This is a genomic window from Rhodocytophaga aerolata, assembly GCF_030503435.1.
GTDB lineage: Bacteria > Bacteroidota > Bacteroidia > Cytophagales > 172606-1 > Rhodocytophaga > Rhodocytophaga aerolata.
Genome location: NZ_JAUKPO010000016.1, coordinates 112,523 through 138,845, shown reverse-complemented (window position 1 = coordinate 138,845; position 26,323 = coordinate 112,523). Strand labels below are relative to the sequence as shown.

Annotated in this window: 22 protein-coding genes; 12 read left to right on the top strand and 10 right to left on the bottom strand. The window is 44.3% G+C overall.

What is annotated here, in order from left to right; all coding sequences use genetic code 11:
• Positions 1-11 precede the first annotated feature (11 nt).
• The 9 genes from Q0590_RS22970 to bla all read left to right on the top strand — a co-directional run bounded on the left by Q0590_RS22970 (position 12) and on the right by bla (position 9,002).
• On the top strand, positions 12-1,022 hold the full coding sequence (locus tag Q0590_RS22970; RefSeq protein WP_302039958.1) for a sugar kinase: 1,011 nt from the start codon (positions 12-14) through the stop codon (positions 1,020-1,022).
• The gene (locus Q0590_RS22965; protein WP_302039957.1) at positions 1,019-1,456 is read left to right on the top strand and encodes a GNAT family N-acetyltransferase; all 438 of its coding nucleotides are present in this window, start codon (positions 1,019-1,021) and stop codon (positions 1,454-1,456) included. Before Q0590_RS22970 ends, Q0590_RS22965 begins: the two co-directional genes overlap by 4 nt.
• 43 nt (positions 1,457-1,499) lie before the next feature.
• The gene (locus Q0590_RS22960) at positions 1,500-2,180 is read left to right on the top strand and encodes a bifunctional 4-hydroxy-2-oxoglutarate aldolase/2-dehydro-3-deoxy-phosphogluconate aldolase (protein WP_302039956.1); all 681 of its coding nucleotides are present in this window, start codon (positions 1,500-1,502) and stop codon (positions 2,178-2,180) included.
• 85 nt (positions 2,181-2,265) lie between these two features.
• Positions 2,266-3,606, top strand: coding sequence for an MFS transporter (locus Q0590_RS22955; protein ID WP_302039955.1), 1,341 nt, complete (start codon positions 2,266-2,268; stop codon positions 3,604-3,606).
• Positions 3,607-3,676: 70 nt separating this feature from the next.
• The gene (locus Q0590_RS22950; RefSeq protein ID WP_302039954.1) at positions 3,677-4,384 is read left to right on the top strand and encodes a hypothetical protein; all 708 of its coding nucleotides are present in this window, start codon (positions 3,677-3,679) and stop codon (positions 4,382-4,384) included.
• Positions 4,385-4,698: 314 nt separating this feature from the next.
• On the top strand, positions 4,699-6,675 hold the full coding sequence (locus Q0590_RS22945; RefSeq protein WP_302039953.1) for a sialate O-acetylesterase: 1,977 nt from the start codon (positions 4,699-4,701) through the stop codon (positions 6,673-6,675).
• A gap of 276 nt (positions 6,676-6,951) precedes the next feature.
• Positions 6,952-7,350: a YtxH domain-containing protein gene (locus tag Q0590_RS22940; RefSeq protein ID WP_302039952.1), complete on the top strand. Its 399-nt coding sequence runs from the start codon at positions 6,952-6,954 to the stop codon at positions 7,348-7,350.
• A gap of 213 nt (positions 7,351-7,563) precedes the next feature.
• A complete protein-coding gene (locus Q0590_RS22935) occupies positions 7,564-8,094 on the top strand; it encodes a flavin reductase family protein (RefSeq protein WP_302039951.1) in 531 nt (176 codons plus the stop codon).
• 146 nt (positions 8,095-8,240) lie between these two features.
• Positions 8,241-9,002, top strand: a complete 762-nt coding sequence (gene bla / locus Q0590_RS22930; protein WP_302039950.1) for a BlaB/IND/MUS family subclass B1 metallo-beta-lactamase — start codon at positions 8,241-8,243, stop codon at positions 9,000-9,002.
• Between the two features lie 37 nt (positions 9,003-9,039).
• Here bla and Q0590_RS22925 read toward each other — a convergent pair whose 3' ends face one another.
• Together Q0590_RS22925 and Q0590_RS22920 are read right to left on the bottom strand one after the other, a co-directional pair.
• Positions 9,040-9,513 (bottom strand): OsmC family protein, encoded by a 474-nt coding sequence (locus Q0590_RS22925; RefSeq protein ID WP_302039949.1) that lies wholly within the window; start codon positions 9,511-9,513, stop codon positions 9,040-9,042.
• Between the two features lie 272 nt (positions 9,514-9,785).
• Positions 9,786-10,163: a DUF8785 domain-containing protein gene (locus Q0590_RS22920; RefSeq protein ID WP_302039948.1), complete on the bottom strand. Its 378-nt coding sequence runs from the start codon at positions 10,161-10,163 to the stop codon at positions 9,786-9,788.
• Positions 10,164-10,376: 213 nt separating this feature from the next.
• Between Q0590_RS22920 and Q0590_RS22915 the strand changes: the two genes are divergently transcribed.
• Positions 10,377-12,380 (top strand): monovalent cation:proton antiporter family protein, encoded by a 2,004-nt coding sequence (locus tag Q0590_RS22915; protein WP_302039947.1) that lies wholly within the window; start codon positions 10,377-10,379, stop codon positions 12,378-12,380.
• 54 nt (positions 12,381-12,434) lie between these two features.
• Here Q0590_RS22915 and Q0590_RS22910 read toward each other — a convergent pair whose 3' ends face one another.
• The 6 genes from Q0590_RS22910 to Q0590_RS22885 form a co-directional block, all read right to left on the bottom strand.
• Entirely contained in the window at positions 12,435-13,361 is a 927-nt protein-coding gene (locus Q0590_RS22910; protein ID WP_302039946.1) for a PorP/SprF family type IX secretion system membrane protein, read from the bottom strand.
• Between the two features lie 100 nt (positions 13,362-13,461).
• Entirely contained in the window at positions 13,462-13,881 is a 420-nt protein-coding gene (locus Q0590_RS22905; protein ID WP_302039945.1) for a hypothetical protein, read from the bottom strand.
• A 7-nt stretch (positions 13,882-13,888) separates the two neighbouring features.
• Positions 13,889-14,458, bottom strand: a complete 570-nt coding sequence (locus Q0590_RS22900) for a hypothetical protein (RefSeq protein ID WP_302039944.1) — start codon at positions 14,456-14,458, stop codon at positions 13,889-13,891.
• Positions 14,459-14,545: 87 nt separating this feature from the next.
• Positions 14,546-15,496, bottom strand: a complete 951-nt coding sequence (locus Q0590_RS22895; RefSeq protein ID WP_302039943.1) for a PorP/SprF family type IX secretion system membrane protein — start codon at positions 15,494-15,496, stop codon at positions 14,546-14,548.
• A 12-nt stretch (positions 15,497-15,508) separates the two neighbouring features.
• The gene (locus Q0590_RS22890) at positions 15,509-16,267 is read right to left on the bottom strand and encodes a hypothetical protein (RefSeq protein WP_302039942.1); all 759 of its coding nucleotides are present in this window, start codon (positions 16,265-16,267) and stop codon (positions 15,509-15,511) included.
• A 71-nt stretch (positions 16,268-16,338) separates the two neighbouring features.
• Positions 16,339-16,827, bottom strand: a complete 489-nt coding sequence (locus Q0590_RS22885; protein ID WP_302039941.1) for an RNA polymerase sigma factor — start codon at positions 16,825-16,827, stop codon at positions 16,339-16,341.
• 270 nt (positions 16,828-17,097) lie between these two features.
• Between Q0590_RS22885 and Q0590_RS22880 the strand changes: the two genes are divergently transcribed.
• On the top strand, positions 17,098-17,934 hold the full coding sequence (locus tag Q0590_RS22880) for an ion transporter (protein WP_302039940.1): 837 nt from the start codon (positions 17,098-17,100) through the stop codon (positions 17,932-17,934).
• A 73-nt stretch (positions 17,935-18,007) separates the two neighbouring features.
• Here Q0590_RS22880 and Q0590_RS22875 read toward each other — a convergent pair whose 3' ends face one another.
• Complete coding sequence (locus Q0590_RS22875; protein ID WP_302039939.1) at positions 18,008-19,750, bottom strand: RagB/SusD family nutrient uptake outer membrane protein; 1,743 nt, start codon at positions 19,748-19,750, stop codon at positions 18,008-18,010.
• A 61-nt stretch (positions 19,751-19,811) separates the two neighbouring features.
• Positions 19,812-23,015 (bottom strand): SusC/RagA family TonB-linked outer membrane protein, encoded by a 3,204-nt coding sequence (locus tag Q0590_RS22870; RefSeq protein WP_302039938.1) that lies wholly within the window; start codon positions 23,013-23,015, stop codon positions 19,812-19,814.
• Between the two features lie 292 nt (positions 23,016-23,307).
• On the opposite strand from Q0590_RS22870, the gene Q0590_RS22865 reads away from it, so the two are divergent.
• Positions 23,308-26,259, top strand: a complete 2,952-nt coding sequence (locus tag Q0590_RS22865; RefSeq protein ID WP_302039937.1) for a glycosyltransferase family 117 protein — start codon at positions 23,308-23,310, stop codon at positions 26,257-26,259.
• Positions 26,260-26,323 lie beyond the last annotated feature (64 nt).

The following is a 26,323-nucleotide window of genomic DNA, read 5'->3' as shown; positions in this document are numbered from 1 at the left end:
AACAGAATAGATTGAAAAAAGTAGTAACCTTTGGTGAAATCATGCTTCGGCTATCTACTCCTGGATATGCTAAGTTTATACAAGCTGATAATTTTAACATAACCTATGGCGGAGGAGAAGCCAATGTAGGCATTTCCCTAGCCCAGTTCGGCATACCTGCCGAACACGTTACCCGTTTTCCGGACAATGATCTGGGCAAAGCAGCCACAAGCCTACTCCGCAAATACGGTGTGCAAACAGCCAATATCCTGTATGGCGGCGACCGGCTCGGTATTTATTTTCTGGAAACAGGTGCCATTGCCCGGCCCAGTAAAGTAGTATACGACCGGGCTAACTCAGCCTTTGCGCAACTAGAGCCAGGGATGCTAAACTGGGAAGAAATATTAAAAGAGGCCCAGTGGCTTCACTGGACAGGCATTACCCCAGCCATATCGGATGGTGCAGCTAAAAGTTGCCTGGAAGCCATTACCGTTGCCAATAAATTAGGCCTGACTGTGTCAGCCGATACAAATTACCGCAAAAATCTGTGGCAATACGGAAAAACGGCCCGCGAGGTAATGCCCGAAATGGTTGCCGGATGCGATATTATTGTGTGCAGCAAAGGCGACGCTGCGGATATGTTTGGCATTGAACCAAAAAAAGGAGAAGGCAGCGGCTTTGTTTCCGTGTGCAAGCAATTAATGAACCGGTTCCCGAAAGTGAAGAAAATTGTAAACACCAAACGCGAATCAATCAGTGCCTCACACAATACTTTAACCGGGGTGATGTGGAATGGGGCGGAGTATCTGAAAACACCCATGCATCAGATTTCTCCCATTGTAGACCGTATTGGTGGGGGCGATGCTTTTATGGCCGGACTTATTTATGGCTTACTTACCTACAACGACGATCAGCAGGCACTGGATTTTGCCGTAGCTGCCTCGGCTTTAAAACATGCCGTAGAAGGCGATGCGAATCTGGTAACAGCCGAAGAAGTAATACCGGTCATGAAAGGCGATAGTTCCGGCAGACTGGTTCGATGAGCTTTATTATCAAACCCGGTTCGATCGAGGAAGTAGTTGCCCTGTCGAAACTAATGCCAGAGTTTGATCATCCGCATGAGGTGGAGGAATACATAAAACGGCTTGCCGGAAAAAAACAGCTGATCTTGGTAGCTTACACAGATGGAAAACCGGTAGCCTTTAAAGTAGGTTACGAAAAAGAAGCAGATGGCTCCTTTTACAGCTGGATGGGTGGGGTATTGCCGGCTTACCGGAAAGAAGGAATTGCCAAAAGTTTAGCCAGCATACAAGAGAAATGGGCTAGCGAAAATGGGTACAAACATATCCGTTTTAAAACCCGCAACCGGCATCAGGCTATGCTACTATTTGCCATAAAAAATGGATTTCAGATCATAGGGGTAGAACCCAGAGAAACCCTGGCAGAGTATAGAATTCTGCTGGAAAAGAAAATATAATTACTGATCATACATACGAACATCTTAAATAAATCATTTTTTCATGTCCAGGTTTACCAGAATAGAAGTTGTACAAAAAATAGCAGAAACCGGCGTAGTGCCAGTGTTTTTCCATGAAGATGTAGAGATTTGTAAAGGCGTATTGGAAGCCTGCTATCAGGGAGGCATCCGGGTTTTTGAATTTACCAACCGCGGGGATTTTGCCCACGAATCTTTTGGTGAACTCAACAAGTTTGCCGAAGCCCGCTACCCAGACATGATTCTGGGAGCTGGAACCTTATTTGATGCAGGTACTGCCTCCTTATACATCCAGCTAGGAGCCAGTTTTATTGTATCGCCGGTTATAAAAGAAGATGTAGCCCTCACCTGCAACCGCCGAAAAATAGCCTGGGTACCCGGCTGTGCTACCATGAACGAAATTTCCAGGGCAGAAGAACTGGGAGCCGAAATGGTCAAAGTATTTCCGGGAAATGTGGTGGGGCCAGAGTTTGTAAAATCTTTAAAAGGTCCGATGCCCTGGAGCAGCGTTATTGTCACTGGTGGTGTAGAACCAGAAGAAGCAAGCCTGACCACCTGGTTTAAAGCGGGAGTAAAAGCCGTAGGTATCGGATCGCAGTTATTTCCAAAAGAGGTACTAGCCACCAAAGATTTTAATTCCATTGCAAGCAAAGCTGCTACAGTGATGGATATTGTAAAAAAGCTGAATCCCAAGCCCAGAATATAAAGAAGTTAACTGCCTTCAGCGCAAAAAGATAGAATCAACTGTAGAACCTCAACTTTTCATTGTTTCAAATTCGTACCTATTGCCCATGCAACCCGTAGAAACAACCAACCTTCAATCCATAGGAACCAAAATAGGCAACTACCGCTGGCGTATTTGTGCATTGCTGTTTTTTGCAACCACCATCAATTACATAGACCGCAATGTGCTGAGCTTTGTTATGGCAGACGATGGATTTCGCCGGGAGATGCTGGGATTGGCGGCCACTGCGCCCCTTACGGAAGCAAACCATACGGCTTTTCTGGCTGAGTATGGCCGGGTAGATGCGGTGTTCAAATTTGCGTATGGTCTTGGGTTTATCCTCATGGGTTGGTTTATCGACCGGGTTGGCGTAAGAAAAGGATATGCGGTGGCGATTTTTCTCTGGGTGGGTTCAGCCCTTTCACACAGTTTTGCTACCACTTTCGGACGTTTGCGGCTTTTCCGTTTTACCTTAGGTATTGGTGAGGCGGGCAACTTTCCTTCGGCCATCAAAACAGTAGCGGAGTGGTTTCCAATCAAAGAAAGAAGTAAAGCCGTAGGAATTTTTAATTCAGGGGCCAACATAGGCATTATTTTTACTGCTGCCCTTGTTCCGGTAGTCATTACAGCTTATGGATGGCAGGCAACATTTCTTATTACCAGTTCTCTGGGCTTTGTTCTGCTAATCTGCTGGTTGTTGCTATACCGCCGTCCGGAAGAACACACAAAAGTAACGCAGGCGGAACTGGACTATATACGAAGTGATGGAGAACAGGAAACAAGTACCGCTAAAGTAAATTGGTTTAAACTGCTAGGTTTTCGTCAAACCTGGACCTTTGCCATGGGCAAATTTCTTACAGATATGATCTGGTGGTTCTACCTGAGTTTTTTGCCTGATTTCTTTAAGCAAGCCGGTACATTTCAGCTTGACCTCAAACAACTATCTCTGCCTTTTATTATTATTTATATCGTATCCGACGCAGGAAGTATTCTCTTTGGCTGGCTTTCCAGTAAGTTCATCAGTATAGGTTGGACGCAGAATGCTGCCCGAAAAGTGACCATGTTGTTATGTGCCCTGTGTGTAGTTCCAGTGTTTTTTGCCAGCATTACCGAAAGCTTGCCAATAGCCGTTGCATTAATTGCCTTAGCCGCTGCGGCACATCAGGGATGGAGCGCCAATTTGTACTCTATTGCCACCGACATGTTTCCTAAAAAAGCAGTGAGCTCCGTCATAGGTATTGGAGGCATGTTTGGAGCCTTAGGTGGGGCACTTTTCTCGTACAATGCCGGGACCATTGCCGGTACATATGGTTATTTACCCCTGTTTATTATTGCTTCTTCTGCCTATCTGCTGGCTTTAGGAGTTATCCAACTGTTGTCTCCAAAATTACAACCGGCAAGGGTATAAATACTTAACTGCTGAACGGACAATCACTTAATAATACATATATGATTATTACTTGCTATAAACGAAAAAATTGAGATTCACATTAATTGTCATTGTTGGCTTACTTTTCTTTTCATGCTCACAGAAAGCGAACAGAGAGGAACAAACTAATCAAAAGCTTGAATTTCATTATGTATCTTATGATATGGAGTGTTGTACCATGGTAGATATTCAAAAACAGCCTGTGCAGTACTCATTCCAAATAAAAGATAGCACTTATACACTTACTTACATTTATCAGCATACACCAAAGCAAGATACTATCACCTATATTTTGAATCAGGCACCAAACTTCAAAGTACAATTTGTCTCCAATCGACATAATAGGTCTGATGAGTTGTTTTCAAGGGTTAACAGCTCTTCCATCCTTATCTATAGTAATTCTCCAGGAGGACGTAGGGAATATAAGGTGTATAAGTATTCAAGCAATGGAGCAGGCATGGATGGTTGTGTGAGTCACTTTTGGGTACCTGAATTTGGTATTATCTTAAAGCGTAATTCTACATGGAGAGGCTTTCAAAAATTGAGAACCAATAATGACAGCATTAACCGGCAGATAGAATTGCTCACTGATATTATTTATCAAGACCAGGACTTTTATAGAGGCTGTCAATTTGAGTTACCTGATGAGGGATTTGAAGTGAAAAGGGAAAGGATGATACAGGAAAAGGAGAATCAAGTAATACAAAGACAGAAAAGGATTTTAGAACTACAAAAGAAACAAAATAACAACAAGTAATTACGCTGGTGAATCGGCAATCAAGCAACTAAAGAGTGAAGCAACACCTTGGGCTAAGGTTTGCATCAGTAGCGGTTCTAATAGATTTAAGATAATATAGTTTGAGAAGCTATCTTATTAGTTAGTAAATAAAGGCTGGCATATTTAATCCAAAAACATTTTATTTCAGCTATTCAGTTGTCAAAAATTCCGCTTCGCAAGAGCGGAATTTTTATTTATAACCGGTAGCTATAAAACATATAATAATTCTGTGAAAATATTTACTACTTTGTAGACTTGTCTTACTTTATACAACCGAAAACCTTATCCTACTTATGAAAAAAGTCAGCCATTATGGACGCATAATTTGTTGCTGCTTACTTGCCCTTCTTTCACTAGAGTCATTTGCTGATGTCCGCCTGCCAAAATTAGTGGGTGACCACATGATTTTACAGCGTGATGCCAAATTGCCTGTCTGGGGTTGGGCAGATGCAGGCGAAACCGTCACCCTTACCTTCCTGGGAAAAAAATATACGGCCAAGCCAGATACACAGGGTAAATGGATGCTTACCCTTCCGGCTATGAAAGCAGGTGGCCCCTATGAAATGACCATTGCCGGAAAAAATACCCTTACAATTAAGGATATCCTGGTTGGAGATGTGTGGCTGGCTTCCGGCCAATCCAATATGGAGTGGAAACTATCGCATACGGTAAACAATTTTGAGCAGGAAATAGCCAATGCCAACTTTCCCCAGATCCGGTTTCTGGATGTAACCAATGCTATCGCTACCCAACCGCTAACCGAATTTGAGAGTAAAGGATGGGAAATATGCAGCCCTGAAACTGCCGGTGATTTTTCGGCGGTAGGCTATTTTTTTGCCAGGGATTTGCATCAGCGGTATAAAGTGCCAGTAGGTGTTATTACTTCCGAATGGGGAGGCACACCCTCCGAAGCCTGGACAAGCACTGAAGCTTTAAAGGCGTTTCCTGAATATCAAACGGCTGTGAACGACCTGGAAAAGAATGGTTCCGGCATTCAAGCACAGATGCAGGAATACCAAACCAAACTCAAAGAATGGCAAAGCAAGGTTAGTGGTGGCGACAGAGGTTTGGCTGCTGCTACTAAATGGTATGCGCCAGCGTTCAACGCTGCCGACTGGCCGGTTATGACGTTGCCTATGTTATGGGAAACCACGGATTTGCCAGATTATGATGGTATTGTCTGGTTCCGCAAAGAAGTAATGATTCCAGATAATGAAGCAGGCAAAGAACTGACTTTACACCTGGCTTCCATTGACGATGCCGATAGCACCTGGTTTAATGGTGAACTTGTAGGAGCTACCAATGGATACAATATTGACAGAAAATATACCATTCCTGGAAAGCTGGTAAAAGCAGGAAAAAACAGTATCACCATTCGTGTGGTAGATACCGGAGGTGGCGGCGGTGTGTATGGACAAGCAGATAACCTAAAACTTACCGCCGGAGATAAAATTCTTGTTTCGTTAGCAGATAAATGGCAATACCAGACGGCTCTGGATATTTCGCAAATGCCTGCCAAACCCAAAGTAACAGTTAATCAGAATTCGCCAACTGTCCTTTACAATGCCATGATCGCTCCCCTGGTGCCCTTTGCCATTAAAGGCGCCATATGGTATCAGGGTGAAAGCAATGCAGGCAGGGCCTACCAATACCGCACCCTTTTTCCGGCAATGATCAAAGATTGGCGTAAGCAATGGAAGCAGGATTTTCCTTTTCTGTTTGTTCAACTAGCCAATTTTATGAAGGTAGAAAGCCAGCCGGTAGAAAGCGACTGGGCCGAACTCCGCGAAGCTCAATCCATGACACTTTCGCTGCCCAAAACCGGCATGGCCGTCATTATAGATGTGGGCGATGCGAATGATATTCATCCCAGAAATAAACAAGATGTAGGCAAACGATTGGCTATGGCTGCACAAAAAACAGCATATAATGAAAATACGGTATATTCAGGCCCTACCTATAAGTCGATTAAAACTGTAGGTAACAAAATTATTCTCACCTTTGAGAACGCAGGAGGAGGGCTAGTAGCCAAAGGAGGAGAGTTAAAAGAATTTGCGATAGCCGGGCCGGATAAAAAATTTATGTGGGCAGATGCAAAGATCGAAGGCAATACCGTAGTGGTTTCCAGCAACCAGGTACAAAACCCGGTAGCCGTGCGTTATGCATGGGCAAACAATCCCGATAAAGCAAATTTGTATAATAAAGAAGGTTTACCTGCTTCCCCCTTCCGTACCGATGACTGGCCAGGTATCACGATCAGCCGTAAATAGAACAATGGGCTAACCTACCAAAAAAGTCAGCTGAAAGAACCGTTCTTCGTATGACCGTTCAACACGAATTGTTACTAATCGTAAAAATTACCTTGACAATTTAGGAATTATATATAATTTTGAGCTTTACATAAGAATGATTGAGATTTTTCCATCTTTTCTGCAACCTTGTCAACTAAATAAAGGTAGAAGTTATACCGGTTGCTTGGTAAGTGGAGAAGATCCTGTTACTAGGCATTTTTTTATGTGTATTATCCACTAAAACAGTCCATAATTATGAATGACAATCTGAATAACGACAATTCTAATATTTTACTGAGTTTTGTACTTGGTGCAGCTGCCGGTCTTGCGGCAGGCATGTTACTTTCTCCGGATACTGGCGAAGGAAACAGAAAATTTATAGCCCAAAAAGCAAACGACCTTTCTAAAAAGGCAAATGATTTATCTAAAAAAGCTACCGAAAAAGCTTCAGATCTATCTAAAAAAGCCAATGATTTGACAGGCCAGCTAAGTACTCAGCTTAACGACACAATCAATAAAATATCTAAGAAGTCGTCTGGTACTGGCACTACAACTACAGCTACTACAGCTGCTCCGGCAGCCACTACTACTCCAGTAGGCGGTACTACGGATACATCTGGGATTAAAAAACCCAAAAATCCAAAGACTACCTAAGTAGCAGTTGTAACATAAGACAAAAAAGGCATACGTCGTTCGTATGCCTTTTTTGTTTTATATCTGCCTAGGAACATTTTTGCGTAGAGCTGCTACCGAAAGTTTTTGGCAATTTCACCAACCCTGCTCTTGGTTTACCCGTAAAGCCAATAATCTAGATACTTAATCTTTTAATTAACATAGTAACATAAACCAACCTAACCTGAAATCATTATGTCTGCAAGAGCAAACCTGCCGGAAGAATTTAATCAGGCTTTACGCAAATTCACTTACGGATTTTATATTCTTACTACCAGAAAAAAAGCGGAAGAACTTAGCCAGCGCAGCGAAGATTATATAGCAGCTGGCACGGTATCCTGGGTGAGCCAGGTATCGTTTACACCTCCCCTGGTAATGGTAGCTGTACAAAAGCAAAGCGACCTGAACGAAACCATTTCCAAAAGCCGGGTTTTCGCCTTAAACTTTATTGGTTCTGCCAATCAGCAACTTATTCAGGCTTTTGGTGGCAAAACCGCCGTGTCGGACGATGCCTTAAATGGGTTTTCTTTTGAAAACGGTGCAACGGGTTCTCCCTTGCTTGCTGCTTGCCCTTTAGCCATTGAATGCCACCTGGTGGATGCTATACACACCCAGGGTGACCATGTACTATTTATTGGCCGGGTAGAAAGTGTGACCATCCGCGATGAAAATGCCAAGCTGGTTACTGACCAGGAAATAGGCCATGTATACGGAGGCACCAAATAAGAAAAATTTAACAAAGGATGCGGGAGACTGAAAAGAGTCTCCTTTTTTTATCCGCATAATTCAAATTAACCACAGTACATAATCGCTTCTTTGTTAAAAAAATAGCTGAGTAAGATTGTATAATCCCGGAAATGTGATAATATCGCATGATGAACCTAAGCCTGTTTTTCCCATTTGCCCTTAGCTTGTTTATTTCCTTTTTTTCAACACATACACTCCCCGATAAAGCTACCATACCTGCGCAGCCTCCATTGGTAATTAAGCGCCTGACAGGCGATGTATATGTATATACCACCTATAATACCTATAAGGGCGAACTATTTCCTTCCAATAGCTTATACCTGCTTACCAGCCAGGGTGCCGTACTGATTGATACCCCTTGGGATAAAACGCAATTCCAGCCACTGTTGGATAGTATTCAGCGTAAACACAATACAAAGGTAGTGTTATGCATATCTACCCATTACCACACAGACCGCACCGCAGGACTGGATTATTACAAACAGCAAGGTATACAAACCTACTCCAGCAAATTAACCTATGACCTTTGCAAGACACATAACAATCCCCAGGCAGCAAACTACTTCCGTGCCGATACTACCTTCCAGGTAGGCAATCACCGGATACAGGCCTTTTATCCTGGCGAGGGCCATTCTAAGGACAATATTGTGGTGTGGTTACCGAAAGAAAAAGTATTATATGGTGGCTGCCTGATTAAGAGCACCGAAACACAGGATATGGGTAATTTATCGGATGCTAACCTGAATGCTTGGCCTGCCACTATCCGCAATGTGCAAAAGCAGTTTCCTGACCCAAGTTATGTGATACCAGGCCATCAAAGCTGGGAAAACAAAAAAAGTCTGGCGCATACACTACACTTACTGGAAACCCATACTAAGAAGAAGTAACGTATCCTATAGAGAAAAGATGTTCTGAAAACGCCGGCTAAACGGATGAAGCAAGCTTCACTTCTGGCCTGTGGTTTACCGGACATTTCACAGAGTTAGCAATAAAACACATCTTATTGGCCTGCTGATGTAAACTCATGGCTTTTTCCAGCATGGCTTGTTCTGTGACAGTTACAACAGGGTACAGTGTGACTCCGGTAAAAAAACCACTGCCATCAGGCGATTCCTGCATCGTTCCGCTTACATGGTCGGTATATTCAACCACCACTACTCCGTTTACTGCACACAAATGCAGATACCACAACATATGGCAGGTTGCCAGAGACGAAATAAATAACTGTTCCGGATTATGCCTGCCTGCATCGCCGCGGAAGGCCGGATCAGAAGAGCCCAGAATATCAGCTTTGTTTTCAATATGAATGGTGTGGTTCCGGTTGTACGCTTTATAGTGTTGGGTACCTTGCCCTAAATTGCCTGTCCATTGAATGGTAGCTGTATATGTATGTTCCATGCAGGTGGAAAATTAATTTCAAGCAGAAATTCAGCTGTAAAGGTAGCTGCAATGAATATATTTTATGGAGTGCCTAGCAGAAATTTCTGCAACCTACAGCAGTAAGAATTTACATGAGTTTCCAGCTAAAGTTACCTCTCCGTTGGAGTCCTTTGGCTTGCTGCTGAACATAAAATTTAATTTTATAAAAGCTACCAGGATTTAAATGTCTGAAAGCATACCGCAAAAAAAAACCCACACTATAAGAGTCTGGGTTCAGGAAAAAAGCATAATTAAAGTTGGGGGCCGGATTCTACTTTATAGACAAAATATTTGGTATCGCCGCGCCACGATAATTGAAAAAACTTCTCTTTATAGTATAGCTTTACCCGCTTACCGTTGAGAGATGCCTCTTCCAGCTGCCGGATTACATCTTCCTGGCCGGAGGATACAGAAAAATCCCACAGGGAGGAAGCCGGGCTGCCGGTTTCTCCGGAAAATCCACCCAGGTTCAATTGCCCTTCATATGTTTTTACCAGCACTCCCCGCCTGCTGAGTTTTACAATTGTGCCAGCCCTGGAACCTTCGCTGTAGCTGCCAAAAATATAATACCCACCTACCAGTAGAATAAGCACTACCAGACTTATAAATATAATCTTAACTGTTTTCATAGGAAGTTTTCTTAAATATGCTAGAAACAACTGTAAGTATACAAATTTGTTTTCCATCAACCAATGGTGATGTATTGCCCGGCACGCTCTGTTACGGAGTTTAGAGTTTTTATGGCAGGGATAGTTGTATAATTTTTGTTTCTCAGCATATAAAACCCTTTTTTTGTTTGACAAAACAACCAATGTTACGTACACCGTTTTGCTTCCAACCAGATGGAAACACCTTTTTTACAGGATATTGTTGTCATACTCGGATTATCTGTCGGAGTGCTTTTGCTCTTTCAGAAAATTAAACTGCCCACTATTCTGGGCTTCCTGATGACGGGCATACTTGCCGGGCCGCATGGATTAAATTTAATCACTGAATCGGCACATAATGTGGAAATGCTGGCAGAGATCGGGGTAATTCTCCTGCTTTTCATTATTGGCCTGGAGTTTTCGTTGAAAAGCCTGGCAGCTATACAAAAAGCCGTTTTTCTGGGCGGCACCTGGCAGGTGGGCGTAACTATACTGGCCGCCGTCCTCGTCGGTAGTAGTTTAGGTTTTTCGGGAGCAGAAGCCATATTTATCGGATTTTTGTTTTCACTCAGTAGTACAGCCATTGTTTTAAAACTACTCCAGGAGAAAGGGGAAATTAATAGTCCACACGGAAAAATATCCCTGGCCATACTTATTTTCCAGGATATCATTGTAGTACCCATGATGCTTTTTACGCCGCTAATTGCAGGAAAGGCAGAGAATGTGACCACTACCCTGCTCTTTCTGCTCATGAAAGGATTGTTTATTATTGGCTTTGTTATTTTAAGTGCCAGGTTTGTGGTACCCAGGTTGTTGTATATGGTAGCTAATACTAAAAGCAAAGAATTATTTATTCTGGCCATTGTAGTTATCTGTTTTGCAGTGGCCTGGCTTACGTCCAGTATGGGATTGTCTCTGGCCCTGGGTGCATTCCTGGCTGGTCTTATTATTTCCGAATCGGAATACAGCCATCAGGCAACCAGCAACATACTCCCCTTCCGGGAGCTGTTCACTAGCTTTTTCTTCGTGTCCATTGGTATGCTGCTGGATGTTTCCTTCGTTTTTCACCACATCCCCTCCGTAGCTTTATTTACCCTGCTTACTATTGTTCTCAAAGCTGCCATTGCTGCATCGGCAGCGGCCATACTTCGCTTCCCCAAGCGTACTTCAATTATGGTAGGTTTATCTCTTTTCCAGGTAGGTGAATTTGCCTTTATTCTATCAAAAACCGGCTTAGCGAACAACCTGCTTTCGCACACCTCTTACCAGTATTTTCTGGCCATTTCCATCCTTACGATGGCTGCCACCCCTTTTCTTATTGCTGCCTCAGACCGGATCAGCTATGTATTGCTCCGCGCTCCGCTGCCCTTCCGGCAACGAAGAAGACTGGTACGTAAAGCCCGGCCACTGGAAGCCAGCCAGGTTGCGGAAACTTCCTACAGTGACCATATTATTATCATCGGCTATGGAATTAACGGACGTAACGTAGCCAAGGCGGCAACCCGGGCCAACATTCCTTATGTGATTATTGAGCTAAACCCGGATACTGTACGCACCGAGCGGGCCAGTGGCAAGCCCATTACCTATGGAGATGCTACCGGCGATGTTATTTTGCATCATGTGCAAATACACAAAGCTAGAGTGGTAGTGGTAGCTATTTCTGACCCGGCGGCTACCAAGAAAATAATTGTAAATATCCGGTCTATTACCCAGAAAGCCTATATTATTATCCGGACACGGTTTATCCAGGAAATGGACGAAAACTTTAAACTGGGAGCCGATGAAGTAATTCCAGAAGAGTTTGAAACATCCATTGAAATATTTACCAGAGTTCTCAATAAATACCTGGTGCCACAGAATGAAATAGAAGCATTTACCAGGGAAATCCGGGCAGACAATTACCAGATGCTGCGGCCATCCACCAACACAGGCAAACCCGAGAAACGCCTGGAACTGGATATGCCGGACATGGATATTTCTACGCTTGCCGTGCAACAGGGAAACAATGCCATTGTAGGTAAAAAAATTGGGGAATCGCAGATACGGAAAGTGTTTGGCATAACCGTACTGACCATTAAACGGGATAATCAGTTTATTACGGAAATACATCCTGATACCCGCATTCTGCAGGATGATGTATTATATGTATTCGGCAACCCCGATGCCATTGCCAGGTTTAGTGAGAAAATCAGTATCTAGTCGATTGCCTATACACCTCACAGACTTTTTCAACTTGTAAGGTATAGTCCAACTCTACCAACCTCTTCCAGGAATCTGGTTCTTCCTGCTGAAAACGTAGCGGAAAGAAAGGTTGCCAGAATACATAGTGTCAGCGCCATTTCTGTTAAAAACACCTGCATCATTACTCAGCATGAGCCGGAGTTTCTCTGTTTGCCAGCCCACATGGATGCCGGCATTATTTATGCCCCATATTACGTGCTTATAGCGGAAAGTAAAGTTATAAGCTTCTACACCAACATGTACTTTCGGCTGATGACTGAGCCTGGAAATCTGGATAACGAGTTGAGGGGTAAATGAAAAAGCAGACTGGGCACTTCTTTGGAAGGTATAGCCTGCCTGCAGATAGGAATTAAACCCTCGAGCAGGAATTAGTAATCTACTTCCGGTAGTATGCCTGAACAGCGAAACAGCATATCCCAGATATAATTTATTGGAATTAAACAGAAGCCCTGCTTTGCTACTGATCCCGTAGGCTTTGCCAACCAATTTATCAAAACTACTATCCCGGTCTATCCGGTAACGAGGCCACATACTATTGGTCTGTCCATACCCAATCTCCAGCGCAGGCGAAACCGTATACTTCCCTTCTATGGAAAATTTGGGAGCGATGGATAAACTTAGCCCCTGACTTCTGATATTAAAAGAATAACCTGACTGGTTCCATCCTGAGCCGGCGGTAAGGCCAATACCTGTCCTGAGAGCAGGAATAAACTGGTCGTAAGAAAGGGAGGAACGCACAAAATGTTCCTGTGAATGAGTGGTAAAACCTCTGTCAAATGTATATCCGCTAGCTGAACTGATTCTAAAGCTGCTCATTTGTCCGGCAAAGGCAGGGTTATACTCCATAGGCAAGGCGCCTAACGGATTTTCTTGCCCCATACAGCAAAGAGCCTGCATCCCTACTACTAAAGTCAATATGGTTGTTACGTGTTTGAACATAGTCATTTCATTAAATTCTCATCAATAAATCAAACACGGTGATTTAAATTTAAATAGGTATTACTTGGCCATGATACTCGTATGTAGCTTGCTACCCCTACTACCAGGACCTGCCTACACGTTGATTTTTACTACTGAGAATGTACCTCACAGACAGATTGCCAATATAGCGAAAATGGTTGGTACCGCTGCCTCCACCTATACCTAATGAATTGGTGAATAGTATCCGCAGTTGATCGGTTTGCCAGCCCAGATGAATGCCCCGGTTATTGCCTCCCCATATAAACTGCTGATACCGGAAGTTGATTATAATATCTTCAAACTGCAGCCGCAATGGAGCCGTACTATGAAACTTTGATATACTCAGCAATAGCTGGGGAGTAAACGTAAACTTTGAGGTTGAACGCCTTTGGAAGGTATAGCCTAGCTGTAAAAATGACTGAAAATTTTCTTTTACGTTCAAAAACGAATTGGTAGCCGGGTTTTTAAGGTAATTAAACAAGACCACTGAATACCCCATGTAAAACTTATTTGTATTGAACAAAAGCCCTGCCTTGCTTTGCCACTCCTGGTTTATAAAATTTAATGTCTCTCCGGCCAGAGTCAGCAGGGTAATCAGGATAATGGATAGTATGTGACCGGAACGTAGCATAGGCAATATCCACAGAAGGAGAAAGCGTGTATTTTCCATGTATAGATAATTTAGGAGCCACCGCTACGGAAAGAAATCTACTTCTTTCAGTCATATCTTGCCGGACATGCTTATTGTTTATGTCAATTGAATTAAAGCTATTCTTATCTCTCTCAACACCAGCCGTAATGCCTATGCCAGATCTTATAGCAGAAATAAACTGGTCATACGACGTATACAGGCTGTAAGACCTTTTGCGGGACTCAGGCGCAGCTGTATAGGCAAACTTTAGCACATCATACCCCATACTTGAACTGATTCGTGGCCCGCCCATTTGTCCGGCAAACGAGGGATTATACTGCATCGGCATTGCACCCAGGGGAATATCAGCCCAGCCTTGCCCAAAAGTAGGCTGCGACAAAAGTATTCCAGCTGAAAGAACAACAAAGGTTAAAAGTTTGAACATAGCTATTGAAAAAAGATACTAGACCATTTTTTTCGTTTGAACATAAGGAAACAAAAGTCAGTATTACTTTGCCCAAACGTTGATTTATTACCATGTCCTACCCGGCCTGTAATCTTTGCTGTTGAAAATATAACGGAAAGAAAGATTGCCGGTATAGTCGTTGTTGGATGCATACTTACTAAAGACACCTACATCGTTTGTCAGCATTACCCTGAATTTATCTGTTTGCCAGCCCACATGCAATCCCTCATTATTTAACCCCCAGATAAAGTTTTTATAGCGGAAATTCAGGTTGTACGCAGATAAGCGTAGAGAAACTCTATCTTCAAAATAATTCATCCGGGAGATTTCCAGAACAATCTGAGGCGTAAAGGAAAATTTAGATTGTGAACTTCTTTGAAAGATATGTCCTACTTGAACATAGGAGAGAAATGTATATGATTGAACTCTGTTCAAATCAACAGCACTATTTTTTAATATAGAGTTAAATAACTGGATGGTGTACCCTGCATAAAACTTATTGGTATTGAATAAGATACCGGCCCGGCTGCTTAGGCCGTGTTGTTTTCCATCTATATTATAGGTAGTATCGGGAATCCATCTGATATTTGATGTAATATCCCAAACAGAATAACCTAAATCAATCGAAGGAGATATAGTGTATTTGCCCTTTATAGATATTTTAGGTGCTGCAGATACAGTAAATCCAACATTTTCTGAGTAATAATAACTGGAATCCCAACTATATTCATATCTAGCCTGCGCATTATCGTAGTTAGTTGCAACACTAATTCCGCTCCTGATAGCCGGAATAAACTGGTCATAAGAGGTGTAAACAGATGCTCCTTGAGACCGGCCATTGCTATAATCATTTAATCCATACCGGATATTAGAACTGACTCTTGGCCCACCTGACTGTCCAGCGAAAGAAGGGTTATACTGCATCGGTAATGTTCCTAAAGGAGCATATTGTCCAAAAGAAATAATCGGCAAGAGAAAGCCGAACGTAATAATAATTGTTGTTAAAAGTTTGAACATTCTATAGGTGAGTTAAAAGTTTTGAGTATTCAGAGGAACCACATAGGGCACCCGGCCTTTCAAAAACTCATTGGCCATGCGCCGCTGTAGCGCTTTTTCTTTCATGCGGGCAATCTGTCTGGCTTGTTTGCGGGTAATCGTCCTGGTAGCCGGTATGGCCGGAACTCTTAGCTTTTTTGAGGCTGAGGCTGGTATCCGTATCTCTTGTATTTGCCGAGAAACAGGTAGTTGATTTGATTCAACTTTTCTCAGGTCTGGCAAGTGCGGTATAGTCTTTTCAGTATAGAGGGAAGTAGAGATTGGTAAATCCCGCTTCTGAGTTTCTGAATTCCTCTTAGTAAACCTTGTTTCCTGTTTTTGTTCTACGATTGCCAAAATGGGGGTACTCTTCTCTCTGGCGAGAATTTCAACAATGTACTTTGGTGCCAGCGTAGTTTTCTCTTGCTTTAATCTTATTGGCCACACACTGCATATACACACCAGCCAGACAAATGCATACAAGGATGCGTTAGTGTTTTTAGTGGATTCCACCGGTTGTTTGGCAGGTATGCTTTCTACTCTTACTAGTCTCTCTTCCAGCAAATGTGTATCGTAAAGTTCCGCTGTTACTTTAGTTTCTTTCCAATATTCCAGTTCTGTACCAAGCAAGGCATCACTAGCGGCTTTCTTCTCCAGTTCCCTGGCCTGCTCGTCGGGCAGGTTGCCTTCCAGGTATTCAAACAGCAGCTTATCTAACTCCTGGTTTTCCCAATCTTCAGCGGATGGCTTCATAGAACAAATATTAATTACAACTGTACGATCAAAAATGTATACTAAGGACTATGTTGGTTTTCTTGCCGGTATCAGAGTACATTGGTTAATTCTTTAATATAATTTTTCACTTTTTGCCTGGCCCGGAACAAATACACTTTTACCTGGGCTTCGGAAATTCCCAGAATCTCCCCTATTTCCTTATATTCATAGCCCTCCAGGTCGCGCAGCAGGAGTATAGACTTTTGTAAAGCAGGTAGTTCATTCAAGGCTTTTTCCAGGATGGCTCTGGTGTCAAATTCATTTTTCTGAAACACTGCCGGCGCATGACTGTCTTCCTGCCATGGCACCTTTCTGGTATGGGCTTTTACATAATTGAGCATGGCCCGGTAAGCCACTGAAAACAGCCAGGCTTTTACTTTCTGCGGATCTACGGAATCTTTATTCTGCCACAGTTTCAGGTAACAATCCTGCACCAGATCATTCACCGCTTCTTCGTCTCTCAGCGATTTATAGAGAAAGCGGAATATACGCCGGGTATATTCTTTTACCGCCAGGTTATATTCCTCAACTGAAATCATTCAAAAACAATGGCTACATGCATGGTTGTTGGCCGTAAGACAAAGACACAAGCGAAAAGTTACAGGCCGGGAAAATTATTTTCCGGAAAGTTAGCTGATGGCTACCTATTGTTGTATAATTTGTAAATATCCACCGGTAAACAGCTAAAGTTAACAGATCGTAGTAACTTGTGATGGGGTAAGGCAGTAATTTCCTGTTTTCTTGTCAGTGGCATCCTCCCAGGCAGTTCAGGGGATCTGCCTACTTAGTAGATACGTAATAGTCAGTTTATGCAAAAACAATCTGAAAAAACATTTCATACTACCTGGCGAAACCGCCTCTACGAGATCATCTTTGAGGCTGATACACCTGCCGGCAGAAGATTTGATATTGCCCTGTTGATAGCCATACTTCTGAGCATTGTGGTAGTGATGCTGGAGAGTGTAAGCAGCATACAAGCCAACTACGGAGACTGGCTTCGTACCCTTGAATGGTTTTTTACTTTTCTGTTTACCGCAGAGTACCTTGCCAGGCTTATTGCCGTCCGAAATCCACGGCGGTATATATTCAGTTTTCTGGGTATCATCGACTTTCTGGCAATTATTCCTACCTACCTGAGTATTGTGTTTGTAGGGTCGCAGTATTTGCTGGTGATCCGGACCATCCGGCTGCTGCGGATATTCCGGATTTTAAAGTTGAGCAGGTATTTAGGCGAAGCTACCGTACTGACAACAGCTTTGAAAGCCAGCAGGCATAAGATTGTGGTGTTCTTGTTGACAGTAGTAAGCATTGTTATTATTGCCGGTACGCTTATGTACCTGGTAGAAGGTCCGGAAAATGGGTTTACCAGTATTCCCATAAGCATCTACTGGTCTATTGTCACCCTCACAACGGTAGGCTACGGAGATATTGCCCCAAAAACGGTTTTAGGACAGGCCCTGGCTTCCTTTATCATGATTACCGGATATGGTATTATTGCTGTACCTACCGGGATTGTGACTTCCGAACTTTCTAAGATTTCCTATAAATCTACCGTCAGTACACAGACCTGCCCTAACTGCCTGGCTCAAGACCATGATACTGGTTCTGCGTACTGCAAGCATTGCGGCACCCGGCTAAATCCCTGAAAATGGCAATAAAAAACCTGCATAGCCAGGGCCATGCAGGTAGAATAGTAACTTGATTATCTGTTATAAAAGTTTAGTAACCAGGATTCTGTTGAAGGGTCGGTTGGCCACCTTGAGTGCTCAAGACTATTTGCTGCTCAGGTATCGGGAAATATTCATTTACTCCGGGTTTAAATGTTGCACCAACCAGATACTGGCGAAGGGTCCTTTCTTTAGCCAGATACGTATTGAGAGTTTCGGCAGCAATTCCCCAACGCACCAGGTCAAAGAAGCGGTGCCCTTCCATAGCCAGTTCCAGCCTTCGTTCAAACCGCACGGCTTTCCGGGCTGTGGCTGCATCTATCCAGGGAGTGGTATAGGTACCAATTACATAGGTAGCAGCGGCTGTGCCATCGGCCCGTTTTACAAACCCTTCCGGATTTTGCGCCCGCTCCCGGATTCTGTTCACATAGGTTCTGGCAGCCTCTAAATTTCCCAGTTCTACTTCTGCTTCTGCGGCCATCAGCAACACATCTGCAAAACGCATCAGGTTAATATTAATGTTGGTTAAGCCCTGCGTCCAGCTGCCGCCATCTGTATTTTTTCCAATATCTGCCTGATAGTAGTGATTTTTCTTAGGACTGTAAGGGCCTCCATATACCTGGTCGCGAATCCAGGTTACACCGGGATGGTTACCCCAATCCAGGTGAGGAATGCCTCTGCGGCCTACAGACCAGTCGAGTCTGGGGTCCAGGTTGCCGGCATAGGGGTCAAAGGGTTGAGTAGCCAGAATGCCCTGGTCATTTTTTACATCTACCTCATTAAAGGTGTCCAGCAGCGGAAGTCCGTTTGCATCCGTTTTATGGGCATTTACCAGGTTTTGCGAAGGCTGATGAAACCCGCAGCAGCCTCCAGGGCCTCCCCCGTAGGTAAAGTTCAGGATGTCGCCCCAGTTGGCATTTAATCCATTGGCGCCATCATTTACAGAGGTTTGTGCCGCCAGCACAGATTCCGCACTGTTATTCCCACTTACACGGAAGTTGTCGTGGTACTGGGGATTCAATGCATACTTTTTACCGGCACTCGTCGTTCCATTGGCAATTACATTGTCGAACACTTGTTTCGCTTCTGCAAATTTCTTCTGGTACATATATACTTTCCCGAGGTAGGCACCGGCTGCCCATTTATTTACCCGGCCTACTTGTGCCTGAGTTTCCGGCAGGTTATCATAGGCAAACTTGATATCTTCCTCAATTCTGGGCCATATATCGGTATTGTTCGGAACATTGGCTGTGGTAAAGTCAGTGAATATAATCGTCTTCTCATCTACATACGGCACCATATTCCACATCCGTTTGGCATCGAAATGATAATAGCCCCGCAAAAAACGGGCTTCAGCGGTAATTCTGAGTTTTTCTGCATCCGGAATGTCGGTAGCCTCCGGCAAGAGCCTGAGTACGTCGTTAGACCGGGAAACGCCATCGTACTGATGCCGCCATTTCAGATTGAAATAGCCATTGGTGGGTAAGGGTTCGTACCGTTCAATAGGGTTAATTTCGATCTGGTCGCCAGCATCCGTTCCTTTGTAAGCATCATCTGAAGCTACATCGCCAAACACCCAGTTGGAACCGGCCGCTTCCCAGTTTCCGGAAGGTCCGCCAACGCCGTCGAGCAGAGAATATGCACCAACTAATATACCTTCTACGCCTGCCCGGTTTTTCAGAATACTTTCACTGAATGTACCTCTGGGCGGCTCATCCAGAAATGAATCTTTACAGGCGACCAAGGCCGCACCTGCCAGAAGAAAAATGGCAACTATGGTTATACTATTTTTCATATCGGATTAATTTTGTGTGAATGGTTTTTAAACTACCCGTTTGCCTGTCTAAGTTGTTTCCTTAAAAGGCCAGGTTTATTCCCAATAAATATTGCTTCGGATTCGGATACCAGCCCATATCTATCCCCATGCCAGTTTCGCTACCCAGGGTACTGACATCTGGGTCAATGCCTGAATAATTGGTAATCGTAAACATGTTCTGTCCTTGCACATATATCCGCAGGGTGTTCATTCCCAGGCGGTTTGTAAAGGATACCGGAAAGTTGTAGCCTAGCTGAATGGTACGGGCACGCAGATAAGATCCGCTTTCTACCATATATGAATTGGCAATACTGTTGCTGTAGGTATCGGTAGCGTCTAAGATCGGTAACACGGCATTGGAATTATCAGCCCCTGGCCTCCAGGATTGCTCCAGCATCCGTACACTTCTGTTTCCCTGGAAGGAATTGAAATCTGTCCACCATTTTGTATTGTTATACAATTCGTTACCCAGCACAGAATACAGAAAGATGTTGAGGTCGAAACCCCTGTATGCAAGCGTAAAGTTCAGACCGGCAGTAAGATCCGGGTGAGGGCTTCCGATATAAGACTGATCCTGGGCGTTAATGGTGCCATCATTGTTTAAATCGCGTATTCTCCAGGAACCTACCCTTTTCTGCGGCTGATCCGGACCTGCGTCTACTTCTTCCTGGGTTTCAAAGAAACCATCGATGGTGTAGCCCCGGAAAGAGGAAATAGGTTGGCCGGCTTCACTGCGGGTAATTTCAACATTGCGCAGAACAGAGCCTTGTATAAAATCTTTCTCGTTAGCCCCTACTTTCAGCGCTTCGTTTTTATAATGAGCCAGCGTAAGCACCACATCGTATTTGAGGCCGCTGCCACCAATATCGCCCCGGGTACCTAATGTCAGGTCTATACCCCGGTTGCGGATATCTCCCACATTCACAAATGGCAATGTGGCATGTCCGAGCGTACCAGGGGCTTGTGCCCGGATCAGCAGCCCTTCAGTAGTACGGTTGTACAGGTCGAGGGCAATATCAAAGCGGTTGTCAAACAAGGAAGCATCCAGGCCAAGATTGGTGGTGGTAGCTGCCTCCCATTTAGTCCGGGTAAATCCCACCCGGTCCATGTCGAAACCCATTATCACCGAGTTACCGGTGCCACCCAGATCGTAGGAAGAGTTACCGGGAGTAGAACGGTAGAAGCTATAGGCATTTTCGCGGTCTACGTTCAACTGATTACCCATCTGGCCCCATCCTGCCCGAATTTTCAGGTCATTTATAAAAGGTACGCCTTTCATAAACTCTTCACTGGAAATACGCCATCCGATACTGGCAGCAGGAAATACACCATACCGGTTTTCACTACCAAATCTGGAAGAACCGTCTCGTCTCAGGGTAGCATTCAATAAATAGCGGTCGTTGAAGGTATAATCCACCCGTCCAAAAACAGACGATAGGGTGGAAGCAAATCCATAACTGCTGTTATCCTGTCCAACAGGAGCTCCACGGGTTAAAACCCGGAAGAGCGGATCATCTGAAAAGTAATTGATTCTTCTGCCAAACACGCCCCGGCCGGTCTCTTTTACGGCTTCGGTCCCTAGCAGTAAGGTCAGGTCATGTTTTTCAGCAAATATCTTTTTATAGGTCAGGGTATTGGTCCAGGTCCAGTTCAGGTTATAGTCGTTTTGCTCGGTGTAGGCATTGCTTCCTATGTTTTCAGCCCGTTCGTAGGTACGGAAGGTATAGTTCTGGCCATACCGGGTTTCGTAATCGGCCCCGAATGACGTGCGCGCTGTCAGGCCAGAGATAATATCCACTTCCGCATACACATTGCCAAACATCCGGATGGCAGAATTAGTATTATCTTTGCTCCTATACAGTTCGGCATAGTTGTTAGGACCAGTTCCGGCTCCGGCACCGGCAGTACCTCCCCAGTTTCCGTTAATATCGTAGCGTGGAACAAAGGGATAAATCCGGATAGCCTGCAGTACAAAACTTTCTCCACCTTCTTCACCTGAGCGGGTACCTTTGGCTTGGTTATAGCTGATCTGGGCATTTTCTCCGATACGGATCCGGTTTTTTACTTTAAACTGGGTATTGGCCCGCAAAGAATACCGCTTGTAGCCGGTATAATGCATGAGGCCCTGCTGATCGAAGTAGTTGAGGCCTACTGAATAATTGCTAAACTCAGTACCACCGCTAGCATTTACCTGATGACTCTGAATGGGCGCTGTCCGGAATAATTCAGCCCATTGATCAGTGCCCTCTTTGTTGAATCGGACAATACGGTGCAGATCGCGGGAAAAATCTATATTATATAAAGCCGGATCGGTATTGGGATGCCCCTCCATTACTCCAGCCGTAGAACCGGCAATGATATAATCTGGAAATCTGGGTTCGGCACCTGATCCGTACTGTGGATGGCTGGGTGTCTGTCCGGCATTGCGTTGGCTCTCCCAGAAAAGTTGCCCCAGCTGGGTGGGATTGAGCATATCCGGGCCTTTGGGTGCGCGCTGAAAGCCATAATAGGAATCTACACTGATGGTTGGCACGCCAGATTTACCTTTTTTAGTCGTCATAATTACTACCCCGTTGGCAGCCCTTGCCCCATATATAGAAGCAGCGGAGGCATCTTTCAATACCTGCATTGATTCAATATCCTGCGGGTTGATATTGTTCACGTTGTAGGTAGGTACGCCGTCTACAATATACAGCGGATCGTTGTTGCCAAAAGAACCAAAGCCCCGCACCCGGACTTTTGCCCCGGCACCCGGCACGCCAGTACCACTGGTGACCACCCCCGCTACCCGGCCTTGTAGCTGTTGCTGTATATTACCTGCCGGAGTAGCTAGCAGTTCCTGCGGTTTTACAACCGACACCGCACCAGTAATATCGCGGCGGTTTTGCGTCGTGTACCCGGTTACCACCACTTCCTGAAGCGATTTTACATCCGATGTCATCATGATATCGATGATACTGCGGTTTCCCACTAGTACTTCTTGAGCCGTGTATCCAATAGAGGTGAATACAAGGGTTGCCTCATTTCCTGGAACCGAAATCGAATAATTTCCACTGCCATCTGTAACAGCACCGGTAGTGGTTCCTTTTACAACAATATTTACCCCTGGCAGGGCGGTATTGTCTTCTTCTGCCGTGACTCTGCCAGATACGGTTTTCGTCTGAGCCATAGTGATGGCACTCCAAAATACAAGCCATACGGATATGTATAGCCTGCCTGAAGAATAGTAAAACTTTTTTTTCATACGGACATTGATTTAAGGAAGGTTAACTAAGTAAAATAAATTACGGAAGACACAGTTATATACTGGAAGAGGGTATATAAATCTGCTTAAAATGAGCTGGTTGTATGCGCGGCAAACAAGCCACAATTATTTTCGGCAGTTAAAAGCGTTGAACGAAAAAAGTAGAAGTAAATGAGATGTGTACCTCTAAAATATAAATTAATCTTTGAAAAACAAAAAATTTTTTATTTTAAAAATACCTATTTACCTCCTACTTTTGTCCTTCATACCTTGCTAAAGTTACTTATCTATTATGCTTTCTTTTAACCGACTCAACAACCTTACCGGATGGGCAGTATTTGCTGTTGCTTCCTTGGTATATGTAGCTACCGTTGAACCAACTGCCAGTTTATGGGATTGTGGGGAATTTATTGCCAGTGCCTTTAAACTAGAGGTAGGGCATCCGCCGGGAGCACCTTTCTTTTTATTGCTGGGGCGTATGTTTTCTTTTCTGGCGGGCAGTGACGTAAGCAAGGTAGCTTACTGGATAAATATACTCTCTGCGTTGAGCAGTGCTTTTACCATTCTTTTCCTGTTCTGGACGATAACCTTACTAGCCAGGAAGTTTCTCCCAGTGCCCCAGCAGCCTACCTTGCCACAAACGGTTAGCGTGTTAGCTGCCGGTGCCGTTGGTGCGCTAGCCTATGCCTTTACCGATTCTTTCTGGTTTTCCGCTGTAGAAGCGGAGGTATATGCCCTTTCTTCCCTGCTAACTGCTTTTGTGGTATGGGCCATGTTGCGGTGGGAAAACACCCAGACCGAAAGTGCCGCTAACCGATGGCTGAACCTGATTGCTTATGTAATCGGTTTATCGGTCGGAACTCACCTGCTAAATCTGGTAGCCCTTCCGGTACTGGCCTTTATCTATTATTTTAAAAAATACAAACCAAGTTTACTTGGTGGAGTCCTGACACTGGGTGTTGGCCTGTTACTGATCGGGCTGCTGATGGTGGGCATGCGGACTGGTTTACCGTCCTTAGCCGGAAAGTTTGACATTTTCTTTGTCAACACACTAGGTATGCCATTTGGCTCTGGCGTTATTTGTTTTGCCCTGATTTGCCTGGGAGCACTGGTATATGGCATCTGGTATTCTATCAAGCATGGGAAGAGTATGCTGAATACTGCTTTGCTGGCTATAACCTTTGTATTGATCGGGTATTCCTCCTATTCCGTTATCCTGATACGGGCGCAGTACAACACCCCCGTTAATTTGAATAACCCGGATGATGTAGCCAGTTTCATGAATTACCTAAACATGAAGCAGTATGGCAGCGGCCGCCCCTTGCTCTATGGCCCTTACTTTACAGCCCCCCTTATTGACCAGGAACAGGGAGCCCCTGAATATGTGAAACGGAATAACGAATATGAAATACTGGACCATGACCTGGTAAATGTGTATGAACCTACCCAAATGACCTTATTGCCGCGTATTTATAGCCACGATCCGAATCATGTGGCCTTGTACCGGCAGATGCTGGGATTACGGGAAGGCCAGAAACCAACCTTTGGAGATAACCTGCGCTTTTTATTCTCCCATCAGCTGGGGCATATGTATGGCCGGTATTTTATGTGGAATTTTGCCGGAAAAGAAAGTGACCAGGAAGGTGCAGGTTGGATGGCTTCCCTTACATCGGCCAAGGATTTACCTTCTGAAATGACGCGCAACAAAGCGCACAACCGCTTATATATGTTGCCCTTGCTTTTGGGGTTGGCCGGAATGATTTACCAGTACATCAAAAATAAACAGCATTTTTTGTTGGTAGGCTTGCTGTTTTTTATGACTGGCATTGCTCTGGTACTTTACTTGAACTCTCCTCCGGTGGAACCCCGGGAACGGGATTATATTTATGTAGGCTCCTTTTATGCGTTTGCTATCTGGATTGGCTTTGGAGTACTGGCTCTAGTTGACCTACTCAGCAAGGTAAGTAAATCATCATTTTCGGCACCTGTACTGGCAGGGGCTTTGGGTGCCATGGTGCCTGTTATGTTAGTTACCCAGAATTGGGATGACCACAACCGGTCGGGCCGGTACTTTGCCCTGGATTCTGCCAGGAACTTACTGAACTCCTGTGCGCCGAATGCTATCCTGTTTACCAATGGTGACAACGATACTTACCCACTCTGGTATGCCCAGGAAGTAGAGGGTATCCGCAAAGATGTACGCGTATGTGTAACCCAGTTTATGGGTACCGACTGGTATATAGACCAGCTCAAACGCAAAACCTACGAGTCGGAAGCGTTGCCCATTTCCATGCAGGAGAAGAACTATATTGCCAGCACCAATAATCAGATTATCTACTATGAAAATCCGAATATTAAGGGGGCTATCAATTTACAAGACTACATCCGACTGATCCGGGAAGATTATGAGGGGTTAAAGGTGGCCCTGCAAAGTGGGGAAAAGCTGAGTATTTTACCTACTAACCGCCTGTTCCTGCCAATAAACAAGCAAACGGTTCTTCAAAAAGGGATGGTGTCAGAAGATATGCAAGAACTGATTCCTGATAGTATGGAGATTAACCTGGATAAAAACCACTTGTTCAAAGATGACCTGATTTTCCTGGATATACTAGCTAATAACAATTGGGAAAGACCTATTTATTTTTCTTCCTTGTTTACGGCCGCCAAATATCATCTGGAAGAATATACACAAATAGAGGGCTTTGCCTGTCGCCTGTTACCAGTGAAAGTACCCGGTTCTCAGGGCTTTGTAAATTCAGAAATTATGTACAATAACCTGATGAACAAATATGCCTGGCGCGGCCTGGATAGCCAGACTACCTACCATGATGAAGTACACCGCAACTATATCTCTAACTGGGGCCGCCTGAGTTTTCTGCAATTAAGCACACAACTACTCAATGAAGGACAGCAGGAAAAGGCGAAAGAAGTATTGCTGCGTTCGCTGAATGTGATGCCTGACGAAACCATTCCCTATGACCGTATCTGTTCATTATATGTAGCTCCTCTGTTGAAAGTAGGGGAAGAGAAAAAAGCCCTTGAAATTGCCCAGACTATGGCAAAGCGGGCAGATGAAAATCTGGCTTATTATTACCAGGAAGGCAAGTATGATGCACAAGCTATTCAAAATAATCTGGTGGTATTGAACCAACTGGCGGTATCTCTTGGTGAACAAAAGCACAAAGATGCCCAGCAATACCAGGCACTCTTCGATAAGCGGTATACGCAGTTTCAGACGAATTAATAAAGTATCTTAACTTATTTTGCAAAAAACAGTACAAATCAAGAAGCAGGCTACATAGGCCTGC